The following is a 13,839-nucleotide window of genomic DNA, read 5'->3' on the forward strand; positions in this document are numbered from 1 at the left end:
CTCTAACTGCGCTTCCCGTTTCGATCCAACGAGAGGTTGTCTCGAAGTGACCCATCCGCGGATATAGGCTTTCCGCCATGAGGATTCTACCGACTGGCACGCAGTACGAGATCAGAGCCGGCCACACCACCGCAGTCGTCGGCGAGGTGGGCGCAACCCTGCGCAGCTTTCGGGTTCGCGATCGCGAGATCCTGGCGACCTATTCCGACGATGAGCCATTCTCTCCTTGGCGGGGCACCACCCTGACTCCGTGGCCAAACCGGATCCGCGACGGCAGATACGTTTTCGACGGCGTGGAGTATCGGCTGCCCATCAACGAGCACGAGCGCAACTGTGCGCTGCATGGGCTGGGGCACGCCGTGGAGTGGAGGTTGCTGCATCGCCAACCGGATAGCGTGTCGTTGGCGACGGTCATCTACCCCCAGCCCGGGTGGGCCGGGTGCCTCAGGATGGAAATCACCTACTCCGTGCGGGGTGACGCCCTGTCGGTGGAGCATGAGGCGAGCAACGTGGGAGAAATCACCGTGCCCTACGGTTATGGAGCCCACCCCTACTTCGCCTTTGATGATTTGGCGAAAGTTTCGCTCTCGCTGCCCTTCCAGAAGCAGCTGCTGGTCGACAACCGACTACTTCCTAAGCGGATTGACGAGTTGGAAACCCAATTCGATTTTCGGGCGCCCCATAAGATCGGCGATGTCAGCTTCGACACTGCTTTCACCGAGGGGCCGAAGGACTGGGAGATCCGGCTTGCGGCACCCAGCCACACGGTCACGGTGTGGGCTGACCAGCACCATCCTTGGGCTCAGCTGCATTCACCCGAGGACAGGACCTCGTTGGCCGTCGAGCCGATGACCTGCGGACCGGATGCATTCAATGATGGCCCGACGAGGGGCGACCTGGTGCAGCTCGCGCCCGGCCAGTCCTTCGCTGGGCGCTGGGGCGTTCGGGTTCGTTAGCTGGCGAAGGCGGTGGCACGAGACTCGCGGATCACAGTGACCCGGATCCGTCCGCTGAGGGTAAGCTTTTCCCCGATCTCAGCGGCGATCTCGGCGGCCAAAGCCTGCGCGGCCCTGTCATCTACTTCGCCCGGCAGAACCATCACCCTAACCTCGCGGCCAGCCTGTACCGCGTAGACGCCGGCCACTCCTGGTTTGCTGCCGGCGATCCGCTCCAACGTCTCCATTCGCTCGACGTAGTTCTCAAGTGATTCACGCCGGGCGCCGGGCCTAGAACCGGAGATGGCGTCGACTGCCTGGGTGATCAGCGCTTCTGCGGTCCTGGGCTCGACCTCGTTGTGATGGGACTCGACCGCGTGACAGACGTCCTCGTTTTCGCCGAGCTTGCGCAGCAGCTGGGCGCCTGCCATCGCATGGGACTCGCCGTCCGAAGCGATTGCCTTGCCCACGTCGTGTAGGAATGCTGCCCGCTTGGTCTGTTCGACGTCTAGGCCCAGTTCCGCCGCGATCAGCCCAGCCAACTGCGCGCACTCAATCAGGTGTTCGAGAACATTCTGGCCGTAGCTGGTGCGAAATGACAGTCTTCCAAGAAGCTCCACCAGCTCGTCGGCTAGATCCGTGATCCCCACTCGCGCTGCTGCGTCCCGCCCCACCTCGCGGACTCGTTCGACGAAGCCCCGCTTGGCACGCTCGAATTGCTGCTCGATCCGCGCGGGGTGAATGACCCCATCAGCGATCAGAGCCTCGATCGTCGCTCTCGCCACTTCTCGCCGCTCCGGGTCGAAGCAGCTGAGAAGCACGGTCTGCGGGGTCTCGTCGACATAGAGCGTGGCTCCGGTCACCTGTTCGAAGGCCCGGATATTCCGGCCTTCGCGCCCGATGACGCGACCTTTCATCTCCTCGTTGGGCAAGGAGATAGTGGAAACAACGACTTCGCTCGTCTGTTCGGCGGCGATTCGCTGGATGGCGCCGACAACAATCTTGCGCGCTTCGCGTTCGGCTTCCGCACGGAACTGCCGTTCTATCTCACGCGCCTGATGCAGACCCTCAAGTCGAGCATCGCGTGCGATGCTCCCGATGATCTCTTCCTTGGCCTGCTCCGGGGTGAGCCCGCCGATCCGTGCCAACTCGGCCTCCACCGATTCTGCTCGGAGTGTGAGTTCCTGCTCCTGGCGGGCCAACTCTCGCGAGCGTCGGTCGACTACGGCACGCTCGTCTTCGGCTTGAGCCGCATGCTCGGCCTTTCGCTGTTCGAAGGCCGCTCGCTCAGCCTCCAACCGGGCGCTCTCCGCCGCCAACTTGGGAGTAACACCCAGCCGCCACAGCGAGAGGCAGGCGACCACCAGCGCTGCGGAAACTGCCCAGCCAAGCCATTCCATTTGTTTCTCCTCAGTCCGGGTGCTGCCAATCTACCAAGGCTTCTTCCACCACACGGATTACTACGGACTGGCTGAAACCCCGGCGGGAGAGCGTGCCCGCTAGGCGCCGCTGTGCGACGTGCAGCGGCTGGCCGCGGAGGCTGCGCAGCTTCTTGCTCGCCAACTCCCGTGCCCCAGCCAATTCGTCTTCCTCACCGATCTCGCCAAGCATCTCGGCCACCAACTCATCGGATACCCCTTTGTTCCGGAGCTCGTGCGCTATTCGGGCCGACCCATGAAGGGAGTGACGCAGGCGGCTGTGCACCACGGCAGCGGCGAAGGCCGCGTCATCGAGTAGCCTAACCTCCTTGAACCGAGCGCACAGGTCATCGATTACCTTCTCTGGGACATTCCTCCTGGCGAGCGCGCCGCGCAGCTCCGCTTCGCTGCGCGGCCGCGCGCTGATCAGGTCCAAGGCGATTCTGCGGGCGAACTCGTCAGAAATCGACCTCACCCGTTTCCGGGTTGATTCCCTCGGGCACGTCCTCTACATCCACCCCGAGGTGCAGCCGAATACGGCGCTCGATCTCATCGGCTACTTCAGGATGATTGCGCAGGAAATTGCGCGCATTCTCCTTGCCCTGGCCAAGTTGATCGGTCTCATAGGTGAACCACGCCCCGGCCTTGCGGATGATTCCGGCCTCCACCCCCATATCGAGCAGAGATCCCTCCCGCGAGATACCCTGACCATACATGATGTCGAACTCGGCCTGCTTGAATGGCGGCGCCACCTTGTTCTTGACCACCTTCACCCGAGTACGGTTGCCCACCATCTCCGAGCCGTCCTTCAGGGTCTCGATGCGGCGCACGTCGAGCCGCACGGAGGAGTAGAACTTGAGCGCACGGCCGCCGGTAGTGGTTTCCGGGTTGCCGAACATCACGCCAATCTTCTCGCGCAACTGGTTGATAAAGATCGCGGTGGTGTTGGCCGCCTTGAGCGCGCCCGTCATCTTGCGCAACGCCTGGCTCATCAACCGAGCCTGGAGACCGACGTGGGAATCCCCCATCTCACCCTCGATCTCGGCTCTCGGGGTCAAGGCAGCCACGGAGTCGACCACGATCAACGCGAGGGCGCCGGAGCGGACCAAGGTGTCGGCGATCTCAAGTGCCTGCTCACCGTTGTCGGGCTGGGAGACGAGAAGTTCATCCGTGTTGACGCCGAGCTTCGCTGCATAGTCCGGGTCCAGAGCGTGTTCCGCATCAATGAACGCACAGATCCCGCCCTCGGCCTGAGCGTTTGCAATGGCGTGCAACGCCACCGTCGTCTTGCCGCTGGACTCCGGGCCGTAGATCTCAACGATGCGTCCCCGAGGCAGCCCACCCACCCCCAGGGCCACGTCGAGCGCCACCGACCCCGTGGGGATGACGTCCATGGGTACACGGGAATCGGCGCCGAGCTTCATGATTGAGCCCTTACCGTGCGACTTTTCGATCTGCTGCAATGCAGCTTCCAGCGCCTTCAAGCGGTCTCCCGGACCACCCTTTCGGTTGTCACCTGCGGCCATGATTATCCTTCACGCTTATGAGTAGTGGTTGCAACCATTACTCTGTCAGTGGGCACTGACATTTCTTCATCTGGCTTCCTGGCTGTGGAGAAGCCAGCCAGAACATTACCGAACGTCCGTTCGAATATCAATGTCGTCACGCTAGCGCACCTGTTCGGGCAACTCCAGTTGTTCCCAGACGGCGCGCCAAATCCGTTTGCAGTCAACTCCGTGGGCCAGCGCCTCGTTCACTGTCCGCGAACCCAGACCGCTCAACACCGTGTTCTCCGCCCACACCCGCGCGTATTGCTCGCCCAGCACCTCGTCCAGCCGAATCCAGAACTCTACTTCCCGCACCGAACAAAGTATATTGCTGCACATGTACGCAGCCCCATCGAAGAAACGGTCAGATCGCATGGTAGCCCTGCTTGACCTGCTGAATGAGCGCGGCGCCCTCAGCCTTTCCTTCCTCGCCACCTCGTTGGGAGCCTCCGCTGCGACGATCCGCCGCGACGTCGCACAGCTGGCTGCCCAGGGTCTGCTTGAACGCACCCATGGGGGCTGTCGTCCACTCCAAGGCTCCACCGAACTCCCGGTGAGGCTGCGTGACGCCAAACAGGCCGACGCGAAAAAGGCCATCGCGCAGCGCATAGCAAGAGAGATTCCTCCGGGGAAGCACATGCTGGCCCTAACCGGCGGAAGCACCGTGGCCGCAGTGCTGCGCAGCCTGGAGCACCGCACAGATCTGACTATCATCACCAACTCAATCAGCATCGGCTTGGCGGCCGCAGAACAGGGCCAGAGCCGGGTGCTGATCGCTGGCGGCGTTCTGCGCCCGAGCTCGCTGGAATTGGTGGGAGCTCTCACCGAGGAAACCATGAAGCTAGTGAATGTGGGCACGGCCATCGTGGGAGTCAGCGGGTGCAGCGTTGAGGCTGGGTTCACCGGGCATGACGAGACCGAGGCGCGTACGAATCTGCTGATGCTCGAACACGCCCAGCGAGTGATCGTTGTGATGGACTCAACTAAGTTGGGGCAGAGCGCGAAGGCCAAAATCGTTGGCCTCGACAAGGTCGATCTACTCGTGACCGACGACCGGGCCGACCCGGAGCGGTTGGAGAAACTGCGCAGGGCAGGGCTTCAGGTGGCGGTGGTCAAAGTCTAAGCGGCCGCCTCGACACCCTGCTCCACAGCCTCCCGGACGCTCAACTTCCAAGCCACAGAACTCATCAGCTGGCCGAGCGTGACACCGAGAGCACGGCAGATGGACCCCAGTACCTCGCTGGATGCTTCCTTGTGGCCACGCTCGATCTCCGACAGGTATCCCAGCGAGACCATCGAAGCCGTGGACACCTTACGCAACGTCAGCCCCGTCTCGGCCCGCAGCTCTCGAAGAGCCTCACCAACAACCTGACGCAACAGCACGTTTCGCACTTCCATCTGCCCCTATCCCGGGACTGATGCCCCGCTTCGATAAGGTCAAACGCGCAAGTGCTCCGGTTTATTCCCGACCAGCCAGCTTCCACCAGAGAAACAGCAGCGCATGCTCGACGCTCGCCCGCCGGATCTCGTCCCGGCAGCCGCTCAATCTGAGTTCCTGCGTGGCCACCGCGCCGCCTCCCGCGACCCCCACCCAGACCGACCCGGCAGCCACCCCGTCGCTCGGCCCAGGGCCCGCCACCCCCGTCGTGGCTACCCCCCAGCTTGTGGCGCACTCCAACACCGCCCCGCGAGCCATCTGCGCCGCCGTCTCCGCGTTGAACGCGCCGCGGAGCGCAAGCCAGGCCGGATCGACGTGGGCGAGCTTGGTCTTCAGATCCACGGCGTAGGTCACCAGCCCACCGCGAAAGACCTCTGATGCCCCGGGGACCGTCGCGAACTCTGCCGCGACCAGACCAGCGGTGAGCGACTCGCAGGTAGCTACCGTCTCGCCACGCTCGCGCAGCAGAGCAACGATGCGGGCCGCGTCGCTCACCTAGCTTCGGGTTCCCGGCCGGCCGTGCGGAGCAGTCCGACAGCCTCTCGAACATAGTCGAACCCGGTGACCACTGTCACGATCAACGCCAGCCACATCAGTGCCCACGCCCCGACCTGCAGCGGACCGGGCAGAAACTGCTCACCGAACAGAAGCAACAGAAGAGCGAACGATTGAAGCACCGTCTTCAACTTCCCGCCCCGGTTTGCAGCCATGATGATGCTGCGACGTTTGAGGTAGTCTCGTAGGGCGGTTATCCCCCATTCCCGGACCAAGATGATGATCGTGAAATACCAGGGCAACTCGCCCAACAACGACAGGGAAATGAACGCCGCTCCCGTGAGCGCCTTGTCAGCGATCGGATCCCAAAGCTTGCCGAAGTCCGTGACGAGGCCGTACTTGCGTGCGATTCTCCCGTCCAGAAAATCCGTGGCCATGGCGGCAGCAAACACCGCAGTCGCGGCCGCTCTCAGCCCCAGGTTGTTCGGATCGACGAACAGCAAGACCACCATCACCGGGACCAGGATCATGCGGATCACTGTCAAGATGTTCGGCAGGCTCGCATGGGGAGTCATCGGTTCACCTCCGCATAAAGGTCGATTCCCTCAGAGTCTACGGCCCTCGCTGCGACGAGCGCGCCGCAGCCGTGTTCCCCATCGACCCGCACGATTCCGTCGGTCTCCGGGCCCTGATGCCGAGCGCGCCCCCAGGCCCCCTCATCGTCGGTGCCCTCTATCAGCACCTCCAGCCGCTCGCCGATCCGCTCCGCCGCCCGGCCCTCCGCCACCTCAAGCGCGAGATCGGCCAACTCGGATCGGCGTTCCTCTACTACCTCCTCCGGCAGGTGGCCCGGCAGTGAGACACCCTCAGTTCCTTCCTCGTCCGAGTAGCCAAACACCCCACACACGTCGAGGTTAGCTGCCGAGATGAAGCCGCGCAGGATCTCGACGTCGCACTCCGTTTCGCCCGGGAAGCCCGCGATCACATTGCTTCGGATGCCTGCGGTGGGCGCGGAGCGCCGGATCGACTCGATCAGGCCCAGGAAACTGTCTGGGTCGCCGAAGCGTCGCATCGAGCGCAGCACGGATTTCGAGGCATGCTGGAAACTCAGGTCGAAATATGGAACCACCTTTTCGGTGTTCAGGATCGCATGCAGCATCGACGGCCGAATCTCCGCCGGTTGAAGGTAGCTGACGCGGATCCACTCGATGCCGTCCACTCTGCTCAGCCGCGCGAGCAAGCTTTCCAGCCCCTCGCCCGGAGGCAGATCCTTACCGTAGGAGGACGTGTTCTCACTCACCAGAAACAGCTCACGCACCCCCTGCTCCGCAAGCCAGTGCGCCTCAGCCACGATCTCATCGCCCGGCCGCGAGAAATAGGCACCGCGGAAGCTCGGGATGGCGCAGAACGCGCACTTGCGGTCACAGCCGGAGGCAATCTTCAGGCTCGACCACGGAGCGTCGCTCAGCCGCTTTCGACCCGCCAGCCAGGAGTGCCCCGGGATGGCCACCTCTGGTGCTTGCTGCCGCTGGGCCGGCGCGATCGGCAGGAGCTTTCGTCGGTCCCGCGGCACGTGCGAAATCTGCTGCTCGCCGTCGAGGATGCCGCGCAGCCGGTCGGCGATGTCCGCGTAGGCGTCGAAACCGAGCACGGCGTCGGCTTCAGGCAGTTCCTTGGCCAACTCTGCGCCGTACCTTTCGGCCATGCACCCCACTGCGACGACCGAACGCACCCCGGCGCTCTCCTTCAGATCGGCAGCCGCCAGCAGCGTGTCGATCGAGTCTTTCTTCGCCTGCTCCACAAAACCACAGGTGTTCACGACGACCGTTTCTGCCTCTGCGGGATCGGACACCAGGCGGAACCCCCCTGCTTCCAGACGGGCAGCCAGTTCCTCGGAGTCGACATCGTTGCGGGCGCAGCCGAGCGATGCGATATGCACAGAATGAGTCATCGCCACCAGACTATCCCGCGGCGAGGCTGGCGAGCACGTCGTCGAGATCCTCCGGTCGGACGAGCACCTCACGCGCCTTGGAACCCTCGGAAGGTCCAACGATGCCGCGCGTCTCCAGGATGTCCATCAAGCGGCCAGCCTTAGCGAAGCCCACACGCAGCTTCCGCTGCAGCATCGACGTGGATCCCAGTTGCAACTCCACCACCAGACGGCAGGCGTCGAGCACCAGGTCCAGGTCGTCGCCGATGTCCTCTGCCACCTTCCGCTCCGCCGACGCGCCGGCAGTCACGTCCTCGCGATAGTTCGGCTGAAGCTGGCCGGTGACGAAGGACACCACCTCCCGGATCTCCGACTCCTTGACCCAGGCGCCCTGCACACGGATCGGCTTGCTCTCCCCCATCGGCAGGAACAGTCCATCGCCCTTCCCCACGAGACGCTCCGCACCCGGCTGGTCGAGGATGACCCGAGAATCCGTCATGGAGGAAGTGGCGAAAGCCAACCGAGAGGGCACGTTGGCCTTGATCAGCCCGGTCACGACGTCCGTGGAGGGGCGCTGCGTCGCCAGAACCAGATGGATGCCCGCGGCCCGGGCCAGCTGCGTGATCCGCACGACGGATTCCTCCACGTCGCGTGCGGCCACCATCATCAGATCGGCCAGCTCGTCCACGACCACCAGCAGGTAGGGATAGGGGGCGAGCACACGGTTGGATCCTTCCGGCAGCTTGATCTGCCCGGCCCGCACGGCCTTGTTGAAGTCGTCGACGTGCCGGAAGCCGAAGGCCGCCAGATCGTCGTAGCGCATGTCCATCTCACGGACCACCCACGCCAGCGCTTCTGCGGCCTTCTTCGGGTTCGTGATGATTGGCGTGATGAGATGCGGGATGCCCTCGTACTGGTTGAGTTCCACGCGCTTCGGATCCACGAGGATCATGCGCACCTCTTCCGGGGTGGCACGCATCATTACCGAGGTGATCAGGGAGTTGATGAAGCTGGACTTGCCGGAACCGGTTGCACCCGCCACCAGTAGGTGCGGCATCTTGGCCATGTTGGCGATGACGAAACCGCCATCAACGTTCTTGCCCAGGCCCACCGTGAGCGGGTGATGGTCGGTCTGCGCTTTGGGCGAGCGCAGCACGTCGCCCAGCGAGACCACTTCCTTGTCGATATTGGGGATCTCCACACCAATCGCCGACTTGCCGGGGATCGGGTTCAGGATGCGGATCTCGCTGGAGCCCACAGCGTAAGCGATGTTGTCCTGCAGCCCGATGATCTTCTTGACGTTGACCGCCGCGCCTTTCTCGATCTCATAGCGCGTCACAGTTGGTCCGCGCGTGTATCCGGTCACGCGGGCGTCAATCTCGAACTCGTTGAGCACGGCCGTAAGCTGCGCGACGATGCGGTCGCTCGATTCAGTGCGCGCCTTCGGCTTCGAGCCGGGGGTCAGAATGTCCTGCTCCGGCAACTGATAGACGATGTCCCCGGTGAGCATGAGTTGCTCACCGCGCGGCGGGCTGATCGGCGCTACCGGAGCGGGCGCCGCCGAGGCTGGCACAACTCGCTCTCCGAGCGGCGGGACAAGTTCCGGGCTGTCCATCCTCAAGCCTGGGTCCGACGCAAGCTGCCGGGGCGGCTGCGGGGCGCGAGCCTTCGGCTCATCCTCGGAACCGTATTCGAGGGCCCAGTCGAGGTCCGTGGAGGGTTCATCGACGACCTCCGGATCCTCAACCCGGTCCTCGATCAGCGGCGAGTCGTAGGGTTCATCGACGCCATAATCCACACCGGGGTCATCCGTCGGTTCCTCGCGGCGGCGCCGAGTGTCTTCCTCGTTCTCCTCCACCAGGGAAGCCAACGCCGCACGCAGGCTAGAGATGACCTCCCGCAACGGACGCGCGATAATGATCAGCGCACCAAACAGAGCCAGCAGCACCAGCAGCGGGACAGCGAGCCACACTGTCGCGATACCGACCAGCACGTAGGAGGACAGGTAACCCATCATGCCGCCCGCGGCGCGCACCGCAGTCATATCCTCGGGGGTGGGTTGGCCCTGGATGATGTGCACCAGACCCAGCACACCGAACAGGAGAAGGATCCAGCCAAGGCCGGTTTTGGGAGCCTGCTCGACGTCGCGGGGGTGGCGCATGACCCGCCAGGAGCCGTAGAAGAACACTGCTGGCAGAACCACTGCCAAGATCCCGACGACCGTGGTCATTGCGATCTGCAGCCAGTATGAGATCCCGGCCAGCTGGAACCAGACCCCACCCATCATGATCAACCCCACCGCGAACAGCAGCAGTCCTATGCCGTCCCTGCGCAGTTTCGGGTCCACGTCGCGAGCCGACTGGCCGATGGAACGCATCATCCAACCCACTCCCCCAGCGAGCTGGTTCAGCGACCAGACGGACCATGTGCTCAGCGAACGAAGGAACCGGCCGCTTGTCTTGTTCTTCGCAGCGGACCGTGATCTGGTGGATGCAGTGGTTCTGGAGCGGGTGGACTTGCCCGAGGGCTGCCTGCCACCGCTCCGCGCCGAGGAAGGTACGCGGGACGCCATGCAATCACCCTAGGGCGGACGACACGCAGTGGGCGTCATCCCACACCGAGATAATTCAGAATCACGAAAAGTGATCCCAACCCGTGCCGGGATGTGCTTCTCCATCCACGGTGACGCCGGTCCCGGCGTCCACACTTCCGATCGCACGCCACCCGTCGGGCAGCGTGGCCTCCGGCGGGAAAGCTGCAGCCAGCGCGTAATCCTCGCCGCCGCACAACACGAAGCTCAGCGGATCCCTTCCAGTGGCGACCGCCACCCGTTCGATCGGTTCCGCAATCTCAAGGGCTGCTGAGTGCACGTCAATCGCCACACCGGAGCGCCCGGCGATGTGGCCAAGATCCTGTAACAGTCCGTCGGAGACATCAATCATCGCCCGGGCACCTGCAGCGGCGGCCCGCGCACCCGCGCCATACGCCACCTCGGGGACCAAAGCCGCCTGCACCACGCTCACCGGGGAGCGAAAGCCTCTGCTCAGCGCCGCGTGGCCGGCCCCCGCCCACCCGAGACGGCCAGTGATCGCGACGACGTCGCCGGGCCGAGCGCCCGCGCGCGTGACCACCTGGCCCGAGGACTCGCCCAAGACAGTCACGTTCACGACCACCTGCGGGGAGCCAGAGAGATCCCCGCCGACCAGCGCCACCCCTGCGGCTGTGCATTCCTCGCGCACCCCGGCGGCGAAGTCCAGGATCCAGTCACGCTCGGTGCCCTGCGGGATGGCCAAGGAAACGACCACGGCACGCGGGTTTGCGCCCATCGCTTCAACATCAGAGACGTTCACCGCAATCGCTTTCCGGCCAATCTGCGCGGCCGAAGACCAGTCCCGTCGGAAGTGCACGCTCTCAACCAGGATGTCCGTGGAGACCACCGCAGCACCGGAGAACCGCAGCACTGCCGCGTCGTCACCAGGACCCAGCAAGACGCTGTCGTTACTGGGCAGGGCCTCAGTGATGGCCTCAATGAGTTCAAACTCGCTGCTCACCGGAGGCCAACCCTGCGCTCCAGCGCCAGGTCGATCAGGCGGGTCACCAGCTGACCGTAGCTCATGCCGGTGGAGTGCCACAGCGACGGGAACATCGAGATTCGCGTGAAACCCGGCATGGTGTTCACCTCGTTGATGAAGACCTCTCCCTCGGGGGTGAGGAAGAAATCGGCGCGGGCCAGGCCCTCGCAGTCGAGCGCGCGGAAGGCTTGTTTGGCCAGCGACTGGATCCGTTTCGCCACCTCCGGCTCAACCACCGCCGGGATGTCCAACGCGGCCCCCGTCTCATCGAAGTACTTCGTCTCGTAATCGTAGAATCCGCCCTCGGCCAGAACCCGCACCTCGCCCAGCGGGGATGCCTCACACCCTTCGGGACTGTCCGGGTCGCCCAGCACCGCGCACTCGATCTCGCGACCGGGGATGCCCTCCTCCACGATCACCTTCGGGTCGAACTCGCGCGCGTGCTCAATCGCGGCGACCAGGGAATCGGGATCGGTCACGCGTGAGATGCCGATGGAGGAACCGCCCCGGCACGGCTTCACGAACACCGGAAATCTCAGAGTCGATGCCTCGGCGAGCACCTCGTCGCGGTGCTGAAGCCAGCGGTGGTTCGACGCCACGACGTACGGCCCCACCGGGAGGCCGTTGGCCGCGAAGGCCTGCCGCATGAATTGCTTGTCCATCCCGACCGCGCTCGACGTGACTCCGCAGCCCACGTAGCGGATACCCATGAGTTCGAACAACCCTTGGATAGTGCCGTCCTCACCGAATGGGCCGTGCAGCAGCGCGAACGCCACGTCGATTTCGCTGACATCAACGAGCGACCCGCCTACGCGCGTGGCGATCTGGGAGCCGCGGTCGCTGGCCAGCCACACCGTGTCGGCCTCGGGCTCCGCCACCTCCGGCGGTCGGCCGTCGACGATGGCGTAGGCAGCCACCTCCTCCTCGGCCACCTGTGTCCACCGCCCGCTCCTCGCGATCCCGAGGCAACACACGTCGAAACGGGTTCTGTCGATGGCGCCCAGCACGCTCGCCGCGGTCAGGCAGGAAATCGAGTGTTCCGACGACGTACCACCAAACACGAGCGCAACACGGATACGACTGGACAACTGGCCTCCTCAGTAGGACTGCCGAACATCCTACAGTGGGCTCATGCAGCCCATCGCCCACATCAGCAGCGACTTTCCGCAGAAGTTCGGCGTCCCTCGCCAGTCCGGCCTGGTACCCGAACTGACGGCGGAGGTGATCTTCAGCCCCGAGTTTCGTTCCCCAGAGGCCGTGCGCGGGCTCGCTGGTTTCTCACACATCTGGCTGATCTGGCTGTTCTCGCACTCGCCCGCCCGCTGGTCACCAACCGTTCGGCCGCCGCGTCTCGGCGGCAACGAACGCATGGGGGTCTTTGCCACCCGTTCGCCCATCCGACCGAACCCTATCGGCCTGTCCTCTGTCCGGCTGCTGAAGGTCTCCGCCGACCGACTCGTCGTGGCGGGCGCGGACCTCGTCGACAACACCCCCATCCTCGACATCAAGCCCTACATTCCCGCAGACCAGCACCCGGACGCCACGTTCGGCTTCCTATCGCGCGGCGCCGACTACGAGCTGACCGTGGAAATACCCGACGAGTACGCCGCGGCTCTTCCCCCCGCCAAGCTGGCCGCGCTGCGCGGCCTGCTGGCCCAGGATCCGCGTCCCGCCTATCAACGAGACACCCGACCCTACGGGCTGAGCTTCGCCGGCCACAACGTACGATTCCAGGTCGACGGTGCGGTACTGCGGGTGAGCTCCATCACCCCGGGCGCTTGACGTACCCCTTCTCCCAGGGGCTCCAGACGATCTCGGGAATCGGTTCGCCGACCAGTTCGCCGTACAGCCGGGTGATCTCGGACATGATTCGGCCGGTCGCCTCAGCGATCTGTTCCTCGGTGGGTTCCGGGCCGCGCAGGTCGTCTAAGGCAATCGGCTCACCGACCACAAGCTTGATCACACGCCGCCTAAACGAGAACAGCTTGCGCAGCTCCAAATACCGTCCGCCGAGCACCTGGTCTGGCCCGTGCTGGACCACGGGAACCACCGGAGCGCTGCTGGTGAGCGCCAGCCTGGCCGCACCCCGTCGCCCCAACATCGGCCATCCGCTCGGGTCGCGCGTGATAGTGCCCTCCGGGTAGAGGGCCACGCACTCGCCATCCGCGAGTGCCGCGGCGGCCGGGATCAGCGCATCCTTCGCCCGCTCGGTGTTGCGCTCCACGGGAATCTGTCGACACTTGACCGCCAGCCAACCAATGAACGGGACCCGCCAGATGTCGGCCTTGCCCAGGAAACGCGGCCAGCGGCCGCCCGCCACCAGCGCGTCAGCCAGCGTGATCGCGTCGAAGTTCGAGGTGTGGTTGCTGACGACCAACAGGGAACCGGTTTTGGGCAACCGGTGTAGCCCGGACCAGCTGCGCTTGACCAGCAGCGGTAGGACGAGCCGGACTGCGCCCACCAACCCGCGGTACACGATTGAGGGAGACTCGGGTTCAGCCATG

15 protein-coding genes are annotated in these 13,839 nt (G+C 64.4%); 3 read left to right on the forward strand and 12 right to left on the reverse strand.

Features of this window, described 5'->3' with window-relative positions:
- Positions 1-77: 77 nt before the first annotated feature.
- Complete coding sequence (locus tag EII42_RS02535; RefSeq protein ID WP_125170544.1) at positions 78-956, forward strand: aldose 1-epimerase family protein; 879 nt, start codon at positions 78-80, stop codon at positions 954-956.
- On the opposite strand, the gene rny is transcribed toward EII42_RS02535, so the two are convergent.
- The 4 genes from rny to EII42_RS02555 form a co-directional block, all read right to left on the reverse strand.
- Positions 953-2,335, reverse strand: coding sequence for a ribonuclease Y (gene rny / locus EII42_RS02540; RefSeq protein WP_125170545.1), 1,383 nt, complete (start codon positions 2,333-2,335; stop codon positions 953-955). The two genes, EII42_RS02535 and rny, sit on opposite strands and share 4 nt — an antisense overlap.
- Positions 2,336-2,345: 10 nt before the next feature.
- On the reverse strand, positions 2,346-2,828 hold the full coding sequence (locus EII42_RS02545; protein ID WP_125170546.1) for a regulatory protein RecX: 483 nt from the start codon (positions 2,826-2,828) through the stop codon (positions 2,346-2,348).
- Complete coding sequence (gene recA / locus EII42_RS02550) at positions 2,812-3,879, reverse strand: recombinase RecA (RefSeq protein WP_125170547.1); 1,068 nt, start codon at positions 3,877-3,879, stop codon at positions 2,812-2,814. The genes EII42_RS02545 and recA overlap by 17 nt, the downstream gene beginning before the upstream one ends.
- A gap of 141 nt (positions 3,880-4,020) precedes the next feature.
- Positions 4,021-4,215, reverse strand: a complete 195-nt coding sequence (locus EII42_RS02555; protein WP_125170548.1) for a DUF3046 domain-containing protein — start codon at positions 4,213-4,215, stop codon at positions 4,021-4,023.
- A gap of 58 nt (positions 4,216-4,273) precedes the next feature.
- Here EII42_RS02555 and EII42_RS02560 point away from each other — a divergent pair, with 58 nt between their 5' ends.
- On the forward strand, positions 4,274-5,023 hold the full coding sequence (locus EII42_RS02560) for a DeoR/GlpR family DNA-binding transcription regulator (protein WP_125170549.1): 750 nt from the start codon (positions 4,274-4,276) through the stop codon (positions 5,021-5,023).
- Here EII42_RS02560 and EII42_RS02565 read toward each other — a convergent pair.
- The 7 genes from EII42_RS02565 to EII42_RS02595 form a co-directional block, all read right to left on the reverse strand.
- Entirely contained in the window at positions 5,020-5,298 is a 279-nt protein-coding gene (locus EII42_RS02565; RefSeq protein ID WP_125170550.1) for a helix-turn-helix domain-containing protein, read from the reverse strand. The two genes, EII42_RS02560 and EII42_RS02565, sit on opposite strands and share 4 nt — an antisense overlap.
- A 61-nt stretch (positions 5,299-5,359) precedes the next feature.
- Positions 5,360-5,833, reverse strand: coding sequence for a CinA family protein (locus EII42_RS02570; protein WP_125170551.1), 474 nt, complete (start codon positions 5,831-5,833; stop codon positions 5,360-5,362).
- The gene (pgsA, locus tag EII42_RS02575; RefSeq protein WP_125170552.1) at positions 5,830-6,408 is read right to left on the reverse strand and encodes a CDP-diacylglycerol--glycerol-3-phosphate 3-phosphatidyltransferase; all 579 of its coding nucleotides are present in this window, start codon (positions 6,406-6,408) and stop codon (positions 5,830-5,832) included. The genes EII42_RS02570 and pgsA overlap by 4 nt, the downstream gene beginning before the upstream one ends.
- Positions 6,405-7,784 (reverse strand): 30S ribosomal protein S12 methylthiotransferase RimO, encoded by a 1,380-nt coding sequence (gene rimO, locus EII42_RS02580; protein ID WP_125170553.1) that lies wholly within the window; start codon positions 7,782-7,784, stop codon positions 6,405-6,407. Before rimO ends, pgsA begins: the two co-directional genes overlap by 4 nt.
- Positions 7,785-7,794: 10 nt before the next feature.
- Positions 7,795-10,143: a DNA translocase FtsK gene (locus tag EII42_RS02585; protein WP_233558249.1), complete on the reverse strand. Its 2,349-nt coding sequence runs from the start codon at positions 10,141-10,143 to the stop codon at positions 7,795-7,797.
- Between the two features lie 253 nt (positions 10,144-10,396).
- The gene (locus EII42_RS02590) at positions 10,397-11,314 is read right to left on the reverse strand and encodes a thiamine-phosphate kinase (RefSeq protein WP_125170555.1); all 918 of its coding nucleotides are present in this window, start codon (positions 11,312-11,314) and stop codon (positions 10,397-10,399) included.
- Positions 11,311-12,423 carry a D-alanine--D-alanine ligase family protein gene (locus EII42_RS02595; RefSeq protein ID WP_125170556.1) on the reverse strand — a complete coding sequence of 371 codons (1,113 nt, stop codon included), beginning with the start codon at positions 12,421-12,423 and terminating at the stop codon, positions 11,311-11,313. The genes EII42_RS02590 and EII42_RS02595 overlap by 4 nt, the downstream gene beginning before the upstream one ends.
- Positions 12,424-12,466: 43 nt before the next feature.
- Here EII42_RS02595 and tsaA point away from each other — a divergent pair, with 43 nt between their 5' ends.
- Positions 12,467-13,117 (forward strand): tRNA (N6-threonylcarbamoyladenosine(37)-N6)-methyltransferase TrmO, encoded by a 651-nt coding sequence (gene tsaA, locus EII42_RS02600; RefSeq protein WP_125170557.1) that lies wholly within the window; start codon positions 12,467-12,469, stop codon positions 13,115-13,117.
- Here the strand turns inward: tsaA and EII42_RS02605 are convergent.
- Complete coding sequence (locus EII42_RS02605; protein WP_125170558.1) at positions 13,101-13,838, reverse strand: 1-acyl-sn-glycerol-3-phosphate acyltransferase; 738 nt, start codon at positions 13,836-13,838, stop codon at positions 13,101-13,103. The genes tsaA and EII42_RS02605 overlap by 17 nt on opposite strands.
- Between the last annotated feature and the right edge of the window lies 1 nt (position 13,839).

The sequence above is a fragment of the Tessaracoccus sp. OH4464_COT-324 genome (genome assembly GCF_003932855.1).
Lineage (GTDB): Bacteria > Actinomycetota > Actinomycetes > Propionibacteriales > Propionibacteriaceae > Arachnia.

Coding starts and splice junctions, on each gene's coding strand:
- EII42_RS02535 (WP_125170544.1), top strand. CDS start 78: ATGAGGATTCTACCGACTGGCACGCAGTACGAGATCAGAGCCGGCCAC.
- rny (WP_125170545.1), bottom strand. CDS start 2,335: ATGGAATGGCTTGGCTGGGCAGTTTCCGCAGCGCTGGTGGTCGCCTGC.
- recA (WP_125170547.1), bottom strand. CDS start 3,879: ATGGCCGCAGGTGACAACCGAAAGGGTGGTCCGGGAGACCGCTTGAAG.
- EII42_RS02560 (WP_125170549.1), top strand. CDS start 4,274: ATGGTAGCCCTGCTTGACCTGCTGAATGAGCGCGGCGCCCTCAGCCTT.
- EII42_RS02565 (WP_125170550.1), bottom strand. CDS start 5,298: ATGGAAGTGCGAAACGTGCTGTTGCGTCAGGTTGTTGGTGAGGCTCTT.
- pgsA (WP_125170552.1), bottom strand. CDS start 6,408: ATGACTCCCCATGCGAGCCTGCCGAACATCTTGACAGTGATCCGCATG.
- rimO (WP_125170553.1), bottom strand. CDS start 7,784: ATGACTCATTCTGTGCATATCGCATCGCTCGGCTGCGCCCGCAACGAT.
- EII42_RS02585 (WP_233558249.1), bottom strand. CDS start 10,143: ATGATGCGTTCCATCGGCCAGTCGGCTCGCGACGTGGACCCGAAACTG.
- tsaA (WP_125170557.1), top strand. CDS start 12,467: ATGCAGCCCATCGCCCACATCAGCAGCGACTTTCCGCAGAAGTTCGGC.
- EII42_RS02605 (WP_125170558.1), bottom strand. CDS start 13,838: ATGGCTGAACCCGAGTCTCCCTCAATCGTGTACCGCGGGTTGGTGGGC.